The organism is Streptomyces sp. NPDC006283 (assembly GCF_040613325.1).
In the GTDB taxonomy this organism is placed as follows: Bacteria; Actinomycetota; Actinomycetes; order Streptomycetales; family Streptomycetaceae; genus Streptomyces.
The window spans coordinates 1-16105 of record NZ_JBEXRZ010000163.1; the positions used below are offsets into that span (position 1 = coordinate 1).

At 70.0% G+C, this 16105-nt stretch carries 14 protein-coding genes; 7 read left to right on the plus strand and 7 right to left on the minus strand.

The window, feature by feature from the left end:
- Positions 1 to 189 precede the first annotated feature (189 nt).
- Positions 190 to 735 (plus strand): DUF6328 family protein, encoded by a 546-nt coding sequence (locus ABZ070_RS26785; RefSeq protein WP_356637894.1) that lies wholly within the window; start codon positions 190 to 192, stop codon positions 733 to 735.
- Between the two features lie 134 nt (positions 736 to 869).
- Here the strand turns inward: ABZ070_RS26785 and ABZ070_RS26790 are convergent, their stop codons facing one another.
- Positions 870 to 1607 carry a TetR/AcrR family transcriptional regulator C-terminal domain-containing protein gene (locus ABZ070_RS26790; protein ID WP_356637907.1) on the minus strand — a complete coding sequence of 246 codons (738 nt, stop codon included), beginning with the start codon at positions 1605 to 1607 and terminating at the stop codon, positions 870 to 872.
- A 114-nt stretch (positions 1608 to 1721) separates the two neighbouring features.
- Here ABZ070_RS26790 and ABZ070_RS26795 point away from each other — a divergent pair, with 114 nt between their 5' ends.
- Positions 1722 to 2933 carry a saccharopine dehydrogenase C-terminal domain-containing protein gene (locus ABZ070_RS26795; RefSeq protein ID WP_356637895.1) on the plus strand — a complete coding sequence of 404 codons (1212 nt, stop codon included), beginning with the start codon at positions 1722 to 1724 and terminating at the stop codon, positions 2931 to 2933.
- Between the two features lie 60 nt (positions 2934 to 2993).
- Complete coding sequence (locus ABZ070_RS26800; protein WP_356637896.1) at positions 2994 to 3134, plus strand: hypothetical protein; 141 nt, start codon at positions 2994 to 2996, stop codon at positions 3132 to 3134.
- A gap of 72 nt (positions 3135 to 3206) precedes the next feature.
- On the opposite strand, the gene ABZ070_RS26805 is transcribed toward ABZ070_RS26800, so the two are convergent.
- Complete coding sequence (locus ABZ070_RS26805; protein ID WP_356637897.1) at positions 3207 to 4139, minus strand: LysR family transcriptional regulator; 933 nt, start codon at positions 4137 to 4139, stop codon at positions 3207 to 3209.
- A gap of 84 nt (positions 4140 to 4223) precedes the next feature.
- On the opposite strand from ABZ070_RS26805, the gene ABZ070_RS26810 reads away from it, so the two are divergent.
- The 3 genes from ABZ070_RS26810 (at position 4224) to ABZ070_RS26820 (ending at position 8162) form a co-directional block, all read left to right on the plus strand.
- Complete coding sequence (locus ABZ070_RS26810) at positions 4224 to 5144, plus strand: EamA family transporter (RefSeq protein ID WP_356637898.1); 921 nt, start codon at positions 4224 to 4226, stop codon at positions 5142 to 5144.
- 175 nt (positions 5145 to 5319) lie between these two features.
- The gene (locus ABZ070_RS26815) at positions 5320 to 7425 is read left to right on the plus strand and encodes a SpoIIE family protein phosphatase (protein ID WP_356637899.1); all 2106 of its coding nucleotides are present in this window, start codon (positions 5320 to 5322) and stop codon (positions 7423 to 7425) included.
- Positions 7422 to 8162 carry a flavodoxin family protein gene (locus ABZ070_RS26820; protein ID WP_356637900.1) on the plus strand — a complete coding sequence of 247 codons (741 nt, stop codon included), beginning with the start codon at positions 7422 to 7424 and terminating at the stop codon, positions 8160 to 8162. Before ABZ070_RS26815 ends, ABZ070_RS26820 begins: the two co-directional genes overlap by 4 nt.
- 156 nt (positions 8163 to 8318) lie before the next feature.
- Here ABZ070_RS26820 and ABZ070_RS26825 read toward each other — a convergent pair whose 3' ends face one another.
- The 5 genes from ABZ070_RS26825 to ABZ070_RS26845 form a co-directional block, all read right to left on the minus strand.
- Positions 8319 to 8630 (minus strand): hypothetical protein, encoded by a 312-nt coding sequence (locus tag ABZ070_RS26825; protein ID WP_356637901.1) that lies wholly within the window; start codon positions 8628 to 8630, stop codon positions 8319 to 8321.
- A 423-nt stretch (positions 8631 to 9053) separates the two neighbouring features.
- Positions 9054 to 9467, minus strand: a complete 414-nt coding sequence (locus tag ABZ070_RS26830; protein WP_356637902.1) for a hypothetical protein — start codon at positions 9465 to 9467, stop codon at positions 9054 to 9056.
- A 464-nt stretch (positions 9468 to 9931) separates the two neighbouring features.
- Entirely contained in the window at positions 9932 to 11464 is a 1533-nt protein-coding gene (locus tag ABZ070_RS26835) for an NAD(P)/FAD-dependent oxidoreductase (RefSeq protein WP_356637903.1), read from the minus strand.
- Between the two features lie 321 nt (positions 11465 to 11785).
- Positions 11786 to 13435 carry an FAD-dependent oxidoreductase gene (locus ABZ070_RS26840; RefSeq protein WP_356637904.1) on the minus strand — a complete coding sequence of 550 codons (1650 nt, stop codon included), beginning with the start codon at positions 13433 to 13435 and terminating at the stop codon, positions 11786 to 11788.
- Positions 13436 to 13494: 59 nt separating this feature from the next.
- On the minus strand, positions 13495 to 14415 hold the full coding sequence (locus tag ABZ070_RS26845) for a diiron oxygenase (protein WP_356637905.1): 921 nt from the start codon (positions 14413 to 14415) through the stop codon (positions 13495 to 13497).
- A 367-nt stretch (positions 14416 to 14782) separates the two neighbouring features.
- On the opposite strand from ABZ070_RS26845, the gene ABZ070_RS26850 reads away from it, so the two are divergent.
- On the plus strand, positions 14783 to 15898 hold the full coding sequence (locus ABZ070_RS26850) for a cation diffusion facilitator family transporter (RefSeq protein ID WP_356637906.1): 1116 nt from the start codon (positions 14783 to 14785) through the stop codon (positions 15896 to 15898).
- Positions 15899 to 16105 lie beyond the last annotated feature (207 nt).

Genomic DNA, 16105 nt, shown 5'->3' on the forward strand with positions numbered 1-16105 from the left:
ATCTGCTTCTCGCGGCGGCGGTTGGACCCGAGCCGGCCGTTCCGGATGCCGAATGGGCCGCGAGGCCGGACCATCCAATCAGTGGCTGTGTGCAGGACAGAAGCGGCACCGGGCGTGGCTACCCGCCATGTGCGCAGGTCGGCGTGGAGCGCGGACTTGCGGGTACACGCGTACCACCGAGGAGGTTCTATGGCCATGCTGGAACGGTCCGCGACCATCACGAGCCGAACCGAGGGCGCGCCCGAGGAATCCGCCGACAACGGCTGCCCGCCCGAGAGTTCGCGCGAGCGGGTCAATCGCCGGTGGAACGAAATCCTTCAGGAGACCCGGGTCGCACAGACCGGAGTCCAGATTCTGTTCGGCTTTCTGCTGAGTCTGGCCTTCACACCGGCCTTCGACGACCTCGCCACCTTCGACCGCAGCGTCTACGTCGTCACCGTGGTGCTCGGCGCCTCGGCGACGGGTGCGCTGATAGCGCCGGTGTCGATCCATCGCTTCCTGTCCGGACTGCGCATGAAGCACGAGGTCGTCGAGGCCGCAAGTCGGTTGATGGTCTGCGGCATGGTCCTGCTCGCACTCACCATCGGCTGCACCCTGCTGTTGATCCTCCACGTCGTACTGCCGAGCCTCCTGGCGGAACTGCTCGTCGGCGGCGTCATGTTGTGGTTCGTGCTGTGCTGGTACGTGCTGCCCCTGCGTCTTCGCCGCAAGGCTCTGCGGCGGGAGCGGACCTGACCTCCGGAGGCCGGAGACGTAACGCCCAGGGTCAGTCCGACTGCGATGGGCCGGAAGGCTTTGGGCTCAGGCGGAGTGTTCGAAAGACCGGAACGCCGACGGAAACTGACGAGACGTCAGGGTGAAGTCGGCGTTCAGTCATGCGCTCGGGGTCTGTGACGACCCCGCCGCCGGACCGCTGTGAGCGTCGCCTCGGCGCTGTCCAGAAGCATGTCCAGCGCGTGCGGGTACGCGCTCTCGTTCATGCGGGCGACGAGCAGCGGCGCGGTGGCGGCGATGTTCGGGTGGGTGTCCGCCGGCAGCCGGGCATAGGTGGCCTGCCAGACCGTCTCGTCAGCGGTCCGGGACGCGGCCGGAAGAGCAAGGCTCGCGGCGTCGAGCGCCGCGAAGGCGAGCGTCTGGTCGATGAAGGCCTGGTAGATCCGCACCGCTTGCGGATCAGGGAATCCGGCGGTGCGCAGTACGCCGAGGATCGTCTCGTCGGCGGAGATCTCGTGCGCACGGCCACTGACCCGACTGGCCGTGAGGACAGCGGCCTGCGGATGCGCGAGATAGGCGGAATGGATCCGCAGCCCGAGATCTCGCAGATCGCTGCGCCAGTCGCCCAGGGGTCGCCGCCCCCGCATCGCCCGGCCTATCAGCTCGTCGGCTATCGCCAGCGTCAGATCGTCGGTACCGCGGAAGTACCGGTACAGGCTGCTCGGGTCGGCTCCCAGCGCGGTGCCGAGGCGCCGCACCGTCAGCCCTTCCCGGCCGTGCTCCTTCAGCATCCGCAGTGCCGTATCCACGATCAGCTGCTCCGAGAGAACAACGCCGTTCTTGGTCGGCCGCCTGCGCCGGCGCGCCGATTCCGCCACCACCTGCTTCGCCATGAGGCTCCCTCCGCCCCCCGGGGCGAGCTTATGCCAACGCGATTGACGTGTTGCGACGAGGGCGCGTTTCATGGCGGCACCAGGGCTCCTGGCCCCCGACGAAAGGCGTTCCTCATGCGAGTACTGCTGGTCGGCGCGGGCGGAGTGGGCACCGCGATCACCCGGATCGCCGCCCGCCGCTCCTTCTTCGATCACATCGTGGTCGCCGACTACGACCTGCCGCGGGCTGAGGCGGCGGTCGCCGCACTCGGCGAGGACGGGACCCGTTTCAGTGCGGTCCGGATCGACGCCTCCGACCGGGAGGCGGTCACCGCGCTGCTCGTGGCCGAACGGTGCGACGTGCTGCTGAACGCCACCGATCCGCGATTCGTGATGCCGCTCTTCGAGGCCTCGCTCGAGGCGGGGGCCCACTACGTCGACATGGCGATGTCCCTGTCGTATCCGCACCGCGACCGCCCCTACGAGGAGTGCGGGGTCAAGCTCGGCGACGCGCAGTTCGAGCGTGCCGCGGACTGGGAGAAGGCCGGGCGGCTGGCGCTCGTCGGCATGGGGGTCGAGCCGGGGCTCTCCGACGTGTTCGCCCGGTACGCGGCGGACGAACTGTTCGACACGATCGAGGAGATCGGCGTCCGCGACGGTGCCAACCTCACCGTCGACGGCTACGACTTCGCCCCCTCCTTCTCCATCTGGACCACCATCGAGGAATGTCTCAATCCACCGGTGGTCTGGGAGAAGGGCCGGGGCTGGTTCACCACGGCACCCTTCAGTGAGCCCGAGGTCTTCGACTTTCCCGAGGGCATCGGCCCGGTCGAGTGCGTCAACGTCGAGCACGAGGAGGTTCTGCTGATCCCGCGCTGGGTGGACGCCGGGAGGGTCACGTTCAAGTACGGGCTCGGTGAGGACTTCATCGAGACCCTCAAAACGCTGCACAAGCTGGGCCTCGACCGCACGGACAAGGTGGCCGTGGCGGGCGGGGCGCAGGTGTCCCCGCGCGACGTCGTCGCCGCCTGCCTGCCGGACCCGGCCACGCTCGGCGACCGGATGCACGGCAAGACCTGCGCCGGCACCTGGGTGAAGGGAACCAAGGACGGCGCTCCGCGCGAGGTGTACCTGTACCACGTGGTCGACAACCAGTGGTCGATGCGCGAGTACGGATCGCAGGCGGTCGTCTGGCAGACGGCGATCAACCCGGTCGTCGCCCTGGAGCTCGTCGCGAGCGGCGTATGGGCGGAATCCGGCGTCCGCGGCCCGGAAGCCCTCCCGCCGGTGCCCTTCCTCGACCTGCTGAGGGAGTACGGCTCTCCCTGGGGCCTGCGCGAGCAGTGAGAGCAGTGACCGGACGCGCCGCGCTTGGGGCGAGCGGGCGCCGCGCCTGCCAGTGAGCGCATGCCGCGCGGAGAGGCGCGGCCCGCGCTCAGCGGGGCGGACAACGGCCCGCGCGAGTCCCTGAGCGACGGGCGTTCGCTCACCGCCGACCAGCTCGCCGTTCTGGCGCAGCACCGCTGGCAGCGCAACTTCTACTCCTGACCCCGCAGGGCTTCGACGAGCGGCCTCGGTCACGACCGAAACCCGGCGGCGACGCGGGTCGCCGCCGGGCGGTCACCGTCGGCCGGAGCCGTTCATGATGGCCTCGGCGAGGGCCGCCATGGGCGGCCATGACCACTGACCGGCACGGGCGAGCAGGAAACTGCGGCGCATGCCGGCCAGCGGGTCCAGCGGCCGGAAGGCGACGTCGCTCCGGTGCCGTTCGATCCCCGACCGGGCCAGCAGCGCCACCCCGAGGCCGGCTCCCACCAGGCTGTTGACCAGGTGCAGGCTGTCCACGCGGTGGGCTATCCGGGGAACGAAACCGGCGATCGCGCACACCCGGTGCACCAGTTCGTCGTCATCGGTGCCGCGCGAGTTGGCGATCCAGCCCGCTTCGGCGAACTCCGCGAGTTCGGACAGGGCGACGGGCCGGCCGGCGTCCGTCCGGCCGGCCGGGACGGCGAGGTAGAGCGGCTGTTCTTCGAACTGGCAGGCGCTCAGCTCGGGCGGCACCCCACGCGGCACCAGGCTGTAGTCGTACACCACGCCCATGTCGATGCCGCCTGAGCGCAGCAGCCCCGCCGTGTGCTCCGGCTCGTGCTCGTGGACCTCCACGGTGACCCGCGGATACCGCTGCCGCAGGCGCGCCAGCGCGGGCAGCACCACCGGCTCGACCGCCGTGTAGAAGCTCGCCAATCGCACGCGGCCGACCGGCTCTGTCGTTCCGCGGAGCTCCGCCTGGGCTTCCTCCACCGCGGCGAGGATGCCCACCGCGTGCTCGACCAGACGCTCGCCTGCGGGTGTCAGCCGCACCCGGCGGCCGTCCGGGGTCAGCAGCCGCACACCGACTTCCTGCTCCAGGACGGCCAGATGTTTGGACACGGCCGATGTCCCGTAACCGGTACTCGCGGCCACCGCCGCCATGGTGCCGAGCCGGTGCAGCTCGACCAGCAGCCGCAGCCGCCCCAGGTCGGGCAGATTCTCTGTACCGCTGTCCGCAGTCATGCCAGGATTGTCCACCAACAGTGGCTGATCGATCCACTTTCAGCCCGTGGACAGAAACATGACGTCCCTGATCCCATGGGCCCGGTGACCGCCACCGACGCACCCGCCCCCGACGCCACCGCCCTCCCCGCCAGGCCGGCCACCGGCCCCGCGCCGGCCCCTCGCCATCTGCCGGGGCCGGTGCTTGTCCTCGTCGCCATGGTCGTGCTGCACACCGGCAGCGCCCTGGCGACGGAGCTGTTCCACTCTCTCGGCCCTGCCGGGACGACCTGGCTGCGGCTGACCTTCGCCGCGCTCTTCCTCGTCGCGTTCACCGGAAGGTCGCTGTGGCGGACGCTGCGAGCCACCCCACGCGGCGATCTGCTGGTCACCGGCTTGCTGGGCGTGGTCAGCGCCGGGATGATGCTGTTCTTCTCCGAAGCCGCCGCGCGTCTGCCCCTGGGCACCGCCACCGCGCTGGAATTCCTGGGTCCGCTCGCCGTCGCGCTCGTCGCGTCCCGCCGGCGCAAGGACCTGGTCTGGCTGGGGCTCGCCGCAGCCGGCGTGGTCCTGCTGACGTCGCCGTGGAGCGGAGCCACCAGTGCGACCGGTGTCCTCTTCGGTCTGGGCTCGGCGGCCTGCTGGGCGCTCTACGTCGTCGGCACCGCGCACGTCGGAAGCCGCTTCTCCGCCCCGCACGCACTGGCCGTGTCCCTGGCGGTCGCCGCGGTCGTCGCCGCGCCGTTCGGCGCGCCGGGCGCCCTGGCGGAACTCACCTGGCAGACGGCTGCCGCGGCGGCGGGTATCGCCGTGCTCATGCCGCTGGTGCCGTTCCTGCTGGAGATGAAGGCGCTCCAGCGCATCGGGAAGACCACGTACGGCACACTCGCCGGCCTGGAGCCCGCCGTCAGCCTGCTGGCCGGCATGGTCCTCATCGCGCAGACGCCCGCGATCCTGCAGGTGGCCGGCACCGCATTGGTCGTCGCCGCCGGCATCGGTGCGACTCGGGCCGAGTCCCGGCGCTGAGCGGGCGCCCCACGACCGGCGCGGCACGGCGCCGGCCCTTCGTCGAGGCGGCGTTCTCGGCGTACGCGCAGCCTGTTCCCTCTGCACAATGGACAAAACGGACACCCTGCCCTCACCCCGCCTCCTGCGGGCACGGGCACACGTTGGGCGCCGTGCAGGAGAAAGGGGCAGTCGCGTGCGGTCAGACCGGTCGGTGGACGAAGAGGGCCCCACGCCGCTCCTGTCCGAGCCGGGGACTCTGCTGGAGCACATTCCGGTCGCCGTCTTCGGAATGGATGAGCACGACCGGATCTGCTATTGGGGCCCCGGTGCGAAGGACCTCTTCGGGCACCACTCCGCCTCGGCGCTGTCCCGGCCCGCCGGCATCCTCTTCCCCGATCCGCCCCCGGGCGAACCGCCCGCGTCCACACGGCTGGGGGAGCGGGGCAGGACACTCGGATACTGGCGGTTCCGGCATCCCGCTCGGCACCGGGACGGCGCTGTCTTCCCGTGCGGCTTCCGGGCCTTCCCCGTGACCGGTGCCGAAACCGGCTCCGTCGTCATGGTCCTGGCGAGCCGCGGCGACGAGCTCGACCGGGTGAAGACCAATCTGGCCTTCCTCGACGCCCTTTTCGAGACCTGCCCCATAGGCCTGGTCATGCTCGACGAGGAGCTGCGGTACGTCCACCTCAACCAGGCGCTCGCCGAGATGGACGGACTCCCCATCGAGGAGCACCTCGGCCGGCGAATGGACGAGGTCATGCTCACCACCGACGGAGGCGAATATTTGCGGATGCTCCGCACAGTCGCCGCCGGCGGGCCGCCCGTCGTGGGCGCCCTGGTCGGTCTGCGCACCGCGGGGCACCCGGACCGCGCCCAGGTGCGGTCGGTGAGCCTGTTCCCTTTGAGTCAGGCGGGCGACACCCGGCCCGGAGTGGGCGGGCTGCTGGTGGATGTGACCGACCGCGAACAGGCCATCGTCGAAGCGACGGCGACCCGGCAGAGGCTGGCGCTGCTCGACCGCGCCACGGCCCGCATCGGCACCACCCTCGACGTGGAGGTGACCGCCCGGGAACTCGTCGAGGCCGCGGTACCGGACTTCGCCGACGCCTGTGTCGTCGAAGTCGTGCAGTGGATGGACGAGGCCGAGGTGTTCGACCCGGACCTGCCGCTGATCACCCACAGAATCGCCTCAGGAACGGTTCTGCCGCCGCCCGCCACCGAGCTCGTGAGCGGTCTCGAGACGGTGACGTACCCGCCGGGCTCCAGCGTCCACCGGATGCTGCGCACGGGCAGGCCGGTCTCCGTCGCGGTGAACGCGGACTTCGTCACCACGACCGTGATCCACCAGGACCGGGCCCAGCTCCTGATCGACAGCGGTTTGAAGTGCATCCTCCTCGCACCCCTCGTCGCCCGGGGCACGGTCCAGGGCGTCACCATGTTCGGCCGCTCCGCCGCCCGCCCGCCCTTCACGGAACAGGACCTCACCCTCGCCGGGGAGCTCGCCTCCCGTGCCGCGCTGTGTCTCGACAACGCACGCCTCTACAGCCGGGTGCAGCACATCGCGCTCACCCTCCAGCGCGCGCTGCTGCCCACTGCGCTCGCGGCCGGCTCCTACGTCGAAGTCGCCCACCGCTACGTACCGGGCAGCCACATCACCGAGGTCGGCGGCGACTGGTACGACGTGATCAACCTGCCGGACGACCGCGTCGCACTCGTCGTCGGCGACGTCATGGGGCACGGAGTGCCCGCCGCCGCGGCCATGGGCAGGCTCCGCATCACCGCCAAGGCACTCGCCAGGAGCAACCAGGAACCGGACGCTCTTCTCGGCGAACTGGACGCCTGCGCCCAGGAGGCGGGCATCGAACTGGCGACCTGCCTCTACATCCGCTACGACCCAGCCACCGGCCGCGCCCGCATCGCGAACGCCGGCCACCCGCCGCCGCTCGTCCTCCATCCCGACGGCACGGTCAGGACGATCAGCGAGGTGCTGGGGATCCCTCTCGGGGTCGGCGGCCTTCCCTTCGGGACGACCGACATCGACCTGCCCGACGGCGCCGTTCTCGCGCTTTACACCGACGGCCTCATCGAAGCCCGCGGCCAGGACATCGAGGACGGCATGGCCGCGGCCCGCGCCGAACTGCGACGTGCGCCGGCCGATCTGGAGAAAGCGGCGGACGCCATCCTGTCCCGTCTGAGGCCCGACCCTCCCGACGACGACACAGTGCTCGTCCTCGCACGCGTGCGCCGCCGGCCGCAGTACGCTCCCGACGGCAGCCCCACCCCAGGAGCGACTCCATGACCGTCCCCGCCGACTCACCGTCCGCCGACGGCGGCCTGCGCTACGACGACCTGCGCGCGCTGTTCGTCAACTGCACCCTCAAGCGCTCCCCGGAGGTCAGCAACACCGAGGGGCTGATCGACAGGAGCCGCGCGGTGATGGAGGCGGGCGGCGTCACCACCGAACTCGTCCGGGCCGTCGACCACGACATCGCGACCGGCGTCTGGCCGGACATGACCGAGCACGGCTGGGCCACCGACGCATGGCCGGCGCTGTACGAGCAGGTGCTGGCCGCCGACATCCTGGTCCTGGCGGGGCCCATCTGGCTGGGCGACAACAGCTCGGTGACGAAACAGGTCGTCGAACGTCTCTACTCCTGCTCGAGCCTGCTCAACGACCGCGGGCAGTACGCGTATTACGGCCGCGTCGGTGGCTGTCTGATCACCGGGAACGAGGACGGCGTCAAGCACTGCGCGATGAATCTCCTCTACAGCCTCCAGCACCTCGGCTACACCATTCCCCCGCAGGCCGACGCGGGCTGGATCGGTGAGGCGGGGCCGGGGCCCTCGTATCTCGACGAAGGCTCCGGAGGCCCGGAGAACGACTTCACCAACCGCAACACCACGTTCATGACCTGGAACCTGATGCACCTGGCGGCCCTGCTCAAGCGAGCCGGCGGCATCCCCGCCCACGGCAATCAGCGGTCCGAGTGGGACGCGGGATGCCGTTTCGACTTCCCCAATCCCGAACACCGCTGAGCGCAGTCCAGGGGCGGAGGTTCGAACGTCCCACCTGCCGAATACGAGACCGCCTACTACCTCACAGCCGCAAATCCCAGGTCAAAGCCAGAACCTGAGAGGCCGGTTCGTGAGTTGATGTCTGCATCCGGGCGAGGCTGGATGTGACTGAGCGTTTCAGTCGGCGAATCCTCGGAAGACGCCCTCGGGATCATCCCTGGCCGCATCCGCGAAGTCACCGAAGTCCAGGTTGGCGATCAGCAGGTTCGGGTTCATTTCGTGGATCCCGTACGGCACCACGCGGAACGCGCCGCCGCACACCTCGAACTCCTCGTCGCTTTCGCACTGCTCCCTGGTGAGCAGGGACAGCGCCAGCCACGTGACAGGAGCTTCCCGCATCGAGACGCGGTCTGCGAGGTAGGCAACGCCTCGGAGTTCTGCGTGCGTGGATGCCGCGGAGAGCACCTGAGCGGGTGTGGTTCCTTCCATTTCGGATCGTCGACGATGTGGCTGTACGGCTCGAATTCGTCCTCATCGCCCCAGGTCATCATCAGCGCCGCTTTCAGGGCCGACCACGCTTGCTCATCGTCATAGTTGGTCCTGATGATCAGCGCGGCGTCCTTGTCACGCCCCGCCGACCACTCGATTCGGTCACTCATGCTGCTCTCCCCGCCCAACCGCGCAGGTCACTGCCCCCTCCGTATTCGGCATGAACGTTACGCGAGGGCACTGAGACACCCGGGAGTGCTTCGGTTGGCGAAGCCCGCCGAAGCACTCAACTGGGGCGGTGCTGTTGGTCGTGGTGCTCGGGCGGCTACTGCCAGCCGATGCCTGGCATGCGATGGCTTGCCTGCTGCGCACGCGATGTCTCGTCCAGTAGCGGCGCGGGCGGAGTCGCTGCCCTTCGCGGGCTCAACGGCTCTTGTACATCGTGACCGTGAAGCTGACCTTCTTACCGTTGTGGTAGTCGGTGCTGTCCCACACCGAGATGTGAGACCTGTCCTTCATCCGCAGGTGCAGCACCTCATCGGCGTTGCTCCAGTTGTATCCGACGAACTGGAAGTTCGGCTCGGGGCTGTCTCCCATTCTCCTGTTTCCCCAGCTGCAGATACGCGACGAGTCGTTCTCGCACACGGACCAGGCTCTGGCGTACAGATGGCAGTCCTGTCCCTGCCATACGTCGATACGCTTCAGCCTCGCGTCGGACGAGCGCCACGTTCCGTTGAAACGGCTGGCGGAGCACGAGGCGGCTGCTTCTTTCGTCGAGGTGACGGTGAGCACCACCGAGAGGGAGAGCGTCAGGGCGGCCGTCAAGAGCACGGCCATGATCCGGCGTAGTGGAATGCGGGCAGAAGAGACCTGTGTCATCGTGAACCTCCGATAGCGGGTCGCAGCGCGGGGCATCCCGTCGTCACACGACGCGTTGCCCCCTACTTCGGCTGAACGCCACTCATTCGGGCCCGGATCATTTCGCCCTTTACCCCTGCCTATTCCAGAGCAGCACTCCGCAATCCTGATCGCAAGTCGGCAGGATTTTCGTATTTCGCCCACGATTCAATGATGAATGCGATCCAAAGTGGATCGGTCAATGAATGCGAATGTGTGGGTGAGATTCCATGCCGGGTCGAGCGAGTTGGCGCCGGGCCGTCGCACTGCTCGCCTCCACGGCGATCGCGGCGACCCTGATGGGTGCCCCTCCGTACTCGTCCGCACCATCCATGGTCTGGCGGCAGGTCTGCCCTGCCGCCAGCAGTCCGTTGCCGGAAGCACGGGGAACGTCCCCGGGCCGGTCACACCCGTACGTCACCGGGCCGGCGTACGGCCTCGGCAGGCGTGGGCGTGAGTGTCTTATGCAGGTTGGTGCGCAGCGTCGTCGCGGCGTCGAGCAGGTAGTTCTGCGGGACCTTCCACGGGCCGCGGTCGCCCTGGCGGGGGAAGGCGTCGATGGCGCGCCGGACGTACCCGGAGGCCAGGTCGAGCAGCGGGCGCTCGTTCAGCGTGGTCGTCGGCCGCGGTTCCACCGCCGCGTAGTTGTGGTCGCGCATGTGGTTGAGGACCTTGCACACCAGCCGGGAGCTGAGGTCGGCGCGCAGGGTCCACGAGGCGTTGGTGTAGCCGATGCACATCGCGAAGTTGGGGACGCCGGTCATCATCGCACCGCGCCACACGAACTGCTGGTTGAGCTGCACCGGTTCGCCGTCGACGTGCGGCGCGATGCCGCCGAAGGCCAGCAACCGCAGTCCGGTGGCGGTCACGACCACGTCCGCCTCCAGGACTCGGCCGGACCTCAGCCGAATGCCCTCGGGGACGAACCGGTCGATGTGGTCGGTGACGATCGCGGCGGCACCCGTCCTCAGCGTCTTGAACAGATCGGCGTCGGGGACGGCGCACAGCCGCTGGTCCCACGGGTCGTACGTGGGCGTCAGATGCTCCTCGACCAGCCGGTCGTCCTGGACGATGCGCTTGTTCATCCCTGTCAGCAGGCGTCGCGCCGCCTTCGGGCTGCGCCGGCAGAACTGGTAGAGGCCGATGGCGAAGAGGATGTTCTTCGTCCGCACCATCCGGTGCGCAGCGCCCGCGGGCAGTACGGCGCGGATGGCGTCCGCCAGCCTGTCCCGTGACGGCAGCGAGCCGATCCAGGTTGGCGAGCGCTGCAGCATGATGACGTGCGCGGCGCTCGCCGCCATCGAGGGCACCAGAGTGACGGCGGTGGCGCCGCTGCCGATGACCACCACGCGCTTGCCCGTGTAGTCCAGCTCCTCGGGCCAGAACTGCGGGTGCACGACGGTGCCCTCGAACGCGTCGATACCCGCGAACTCGGGCGCGTGCCCCTGGCCGTAGTCGTAGTAGCCGGCACAGCAGTACAGGAAGTCGCACGTCAGGGTGGTCAAAGTGACACCGCCGTCCGCACCGGTGCGCTGGACGGTCAGGGTCCAGCGGGCCGTCTTTGTCGACCAGTCGGCGCCGACCACCTTGGTGCCGTAACGGATCCTGCGGTCGATGCCGAACTGCGCCGCCGTCTCCTCGATGTAACTCAGGATGGACCTGCCGTCGGCGAGCACCTTCGCAGCCCGCCACGGTTTGAACGGGTAGCCCAACGTGAACATGTCGGAGTCGGAGCGCACGCCCGGGTAGCGGAACAGGTCCCACGTTCCACCCATGGACTGCCGCGCCTCGAGGATCGCGTACGAGCGCTCCGGGCACTCCGTCTGGAGCCGGTAGCCCGCGCCGATGCCGGACAGGCCGGCGCCCACGACGACGACGTCGAGGTGCTCGACGGGGGCGTCGGGGCCGGCGGTGGAGGTGTCTGCGGTGTGCGTCATGCTTCCCAGTCTCCGGAACCACATTCGGTAGGAATCGACCTGGCGCGACAGGTCTTTGACCCTGGACGACATGTCCTTGATCGATCCGCCGGCCTGCGCGGCTTCGGGGCCACGGTGGCGGAACCCGGCGGCGACGCCGAGGCCTGTGCCGAGCGGGCAGGCCGCCCGGCGGCCGCTCTCGACGCGGACGACCTGCTGCTGCCCGAAGAGGCGATGGCCACAGTACTGGGCTCGCCGCCGACGCCTTCGCTGTCCCTATCTCAAGCGGCGCAACGAGGCCCGCTCCGACCGCATCCGCCCGACGGGGCTGGCGGATGCGGCTCAGCGCGGCAGTCCCCAGCGGCTGCCCTTCGCCGTCGTGACCAGCTCGCGGACCGTGGCCGGCTTGATCCGCGGCCGTCCGTCGCGACGGCCCCGGGTCAGCTCGGCACGGTTGATCGCCGCCGGCCCACGGGCGTCGACGACCTGGCGGTTGCGCCGCCGTACGAGCCGGCTGAACGCCCTCGGCCCTCGCGCCGGCGCGGGCAGGGCGCCGGCGACGGCATCGGCGAGCAGCGTGCCGACCGTCTCGGCCGCGCAGGTGCGGTTGGCGCCGATACCGCCCGAGGGGCCGCGCTTGATCCAGCCCACGACGTAGGTCCCCGGGCGGTCCGTCACCCGGCCGCCCGCGTGCGGAACGGTGCCGGTGGACTCGTCGAACGGCAGCCCGGCCACCGGGACACCGCGGTAACCGACCGCCCGCAGCACCAAGCCGGCCGCTATCCGGTGCTCCTGCGGCCCTGCGGTGACGCGTACGGCCTGGACGCCCGTCCCGCCGAGTATCCCGAGGGGAGCGGAGTGAAAGCGGAACACGATGCGTCGCCCCGCCGCCGGCGCGAGCGAGAGGTCCACTCTGTCGCGCGCGACACCCCGTAGTACGGCGGCCTTGTCCCGCGGCGCGGCCGCGTCGATCGTCGCCCCGATCCGTGGATCGTGATCGTCGACGACCAGGTCCACACCGGCCAGGTGCTTGAGGGCGAGCAGCTCGGACCTGGTGTACGCGGCGTCCTCGGGGCCGCGGCGCCCCAGCAGCACCACCTCGCGCACCTTGCTCGCGCGCAGGGCGGCCAGGGCATGGTCGGCGATGTCGGTGCCGGTCAGCGTCTGCGGATCGCAGACCAGGATGCGGGCGACATCAAGGGCCACGTTGCCGTTGCCGATCACGACGACCCGCTCGGCCGACAGGTCGAACGCCTCCGGAGCGACCTCCGGGTGGGAGTTGTACCAGGAGACGAACGCGGTCGCGGAGACGCTGCCGGCCAGGTCCTCGCCGGGGACTCCCAGCCGGCGGTCGGTGGAGGCGCCCACCGCGTAGATGACGGCGTCATGGTGCGCTGCGAGTTCTTCCGCCGTGACGTCCCTGCCCACTTCGAGCCCCAGATGCATACGGACTCGCGGGTGGGCGTGGAACCGGGCGAAGGTGTCGCCGACCTTCTTGGTCCCGGGGTGGTCGGGCGCCACCCCGTACCGGACAAGGCCGCCGGCCACCGGAAGCCTGTCGATCAGGGTCACTTCGGCGTTGGTGTGCAGCAGCAGATCCTCGGCGGCGTACATGCCGGACGGGCCGGTGCCGACCACCGCGACCCGGATCGGAGCGAAGTCGGACGGCAGAGTGCGCTCGAACGCCGGCTCGCCCCAGGGGTGGAAGTTGGGGCCGGCGTCGACCGGTTCGGGCTCCTGGTCCTCGAAGTACGCCGCGTTGATCTCGGCGTACTCCTGCTGCGCGCCGGACAGGGTGTCCACCGGGAAGATCGCGTCCACCGGGCAGGCGTCGGCACAGGCGCCGCAGTCGATGCAGGCCTTCGGGTCGATGTGGAGCATCTCCGTGCTGCCGAAGGCCCGCTCCTCGGGAGTCGGGTGGATGCAGTTGACAGGGCACACGGCGACGCAGGTCGCGTCGCTGCAGCAGGTCTGCGTGATGGCGTAGGGCATGTCGTCCGCTCAGCTCGGCTCGGATCGCGTCGTGTCAGGTCGTGTCGGATCAGGTGGTCTCAGATCAAGTTGGCGCGCTTGTAGAAGAACAGTGCCGGCTTGGTGAGCAGGCGCGCCGAGGCCAGGAACTCCATCAGGCCGGAGCAGCTCGAGCGCAGCATCGCCTTGTGGTGCTCGTTGGCCTTCGCCTCGTCGACAGCGCGTTTCCGCTCGAGTCCGGCGTTTGCGTAGACGTCCCGGTTCACCATGCTGGTGACGATGAAGTAGGACGCGGCCGCGACCACGAAGGCATGGATCTGACGGCGCAGCCGGCCGGCGTTCTCGAGACGCCTGCGCGTCTCGGCGCGGGCGAACTTCATGTGCCGCGACTCCTCGACGACATGAATGTTGTTGATGGTGCGGACGAACGGCACGACGCGCTCGTCACGCATCCAGTCGCGCTGCATGACGTCGAGGACTTCCTCGGCGACGAGGATCGCCGCGTACGCGGCCTCGCCGAACGCGAGCGTCTTGAATGCCCGGCCGAGCTCGATGACCAACCGGTGCGGCCGGTAGGCGGGGGCGCCCAGCTTCTCGGCGCCGCGGGCGAACATGATCGAGTGCCGGCACTCCTCGGCGATCTCGGTGAGCGCCCACTGGAACGTGGCGCTGGTCGGGTCCTTCGCATAGATGTCGCGCAGCACCATCTGCTGCAGGATCATCTCGAACCAGATGCCGGTGCTGGCGACGGACGCGGCCTCCTGCCGCGTCAGCGCCTTGCGCTGCGCATCGGTGAGTTCGCGCCAGTAGGCCGTGCCGTACAGCGTGCTCCACTCGGGGCTCGCGCCGTGGAAGTCCACGTCCAGCGGCGTCTCCCAGTCGACCTCCGTGGCGGGGTCGTACGCCAGCGTCGCGGCCGAGTCGAGCAGTCGCCGGGCGACGTCGTCCTCGTCCTCGTCGAGTCGGCTCGGGTTCTGCGGCCGAACGGTGCTGCTTGCCATGCTGGGGCTCCTCGATCCGGGTGTGTGACGTTCCTCGTTCGCTGGTGTGTACGGGGGTTGTGCAGGGGGCGTTGCCACCGGCTTCGGTCGTTCCGTGCTGCCCGCTCGGCGGGGCGGAGGCAGCGGAGTGCAGCGGTCCGGTGGTGCCGGCCGACCGCTTGTTAGACGGACGGTATAACAAGGGTGCGGGGCGGGCCTACCCCTGAGTAAGAAAATCCGTCGGCGGGAATCCTGGGGCGCCGATCCGCCGCACGGGGCCCTGGGCGGCGGGCAGTTCGCCCGCCGTGTCCCTCCGCGGGGGCCCCGGTCGGATAATGGATGGCGCAGCCGTACGTCGACCTCAGCCGCACGTCGGAAGGCCGGTTTCGTGAGCGATCACCACGCAGACACCCACCACCAAGGCCACCACGAGCACGAGCGCCACGAGCACGGCCGAAACCCCGGACACGCCCATCACGACGACCCGGCCCACGACCACGGTCGTGGGCCGGGCCGCCGGGCGCCGTGGCGGCGCCGGCTGGGCCACCTGCTGAAGCCTCACACGCACGACGCGTCGGACAAGGTCGACAGCGCCCTGGAAGCCTCCGGCAAGGGCATGCGAGCCCTGGGGATCTCCCTGGGGGTCCTGGGGTTCACGGCCGTGGCGCAGGCCGTTGTCGTGGTGCTTTCCGGGTCGGTCGCACTGCTCGGCGACAGCGTGCACAACGCTGCGGACGCCCTGACCGCCGTGCCCCTCGGTGTGGCCTTCGTCCTCGGCCGCCGCGCGGCCAACAGGCGCTTCACGTACGGCTACGGGCGAGCCGAGGACCTGGCCGGCATCGTCATCGTGCTGACCATCGCCGCCTCCGCCGGGTTCGCCGCCTGGACGGCCGTCGACCGGCTGCTGAACCCATGGGAGATCGGTTATCTGCCCGCCGTCGCCGCGGCGGCCGTCATCGGATTCCTCGGCAACGAGTGGGTGGCCCGCTACCGCATCCGCGTCGGCCGGGAGATCGGTTCGGCCGCGCTGGTCGCGGACGGCCTGCACGCCCGTACGGACGGATTCACTTCCCTCGCCGTCGTGTTGGCCTCTGCCGGTACGGCTCTGGGCTGGCGGGCGGCCGACCCCGTGGTCGGCCTCGCCATCACCGCCGCGATCCTGTTCGTGCTGCGCGACGCCTGCCGCGAGGTGTTCCGGCGCGTGATGGACGCGGTGGATCCCGCACTCGTCGACGCGGCCGAGCGGGCGCTGCGCGGGGTGCCCGGCGTACTGGCGGTGAGTGAACTCAGGCTGCGCTGGACGGGGCACCGGCTGCGTGCCGAACTCGTCGTCGTCGTGGACGGCGAGCTGAGCGTACGGCAGGCCCATCAGGTCGCCGTCGACGCCGAGCACGCGCTGCTGCACGCCGTGCCGAGACTCACCGCGGCCCTGGTCCACACCGACCCGGCCCCGGCCCCGGACGCCCCCGACCCCCACCTGCTCCTGGCGCATCACGGAGCCTGAGCGGCCTAGGGTCTTTCGTTTGGATCAGGCCGGATCAGTGTGGGGGTCCCCCCCCCCACGCCCGCAGGGCGTAGGGGGAGGGGTCTGGTGCCGTGGATCGCAAGGCGGAGGTGGGGTACCTCCCACGCCGAAGGCGTAGGGGGAGGAGGCATGGCGGAGCCATGCCGACCGACGACAACGCGGCGTGGGGGCACCTCCCACGCCGAA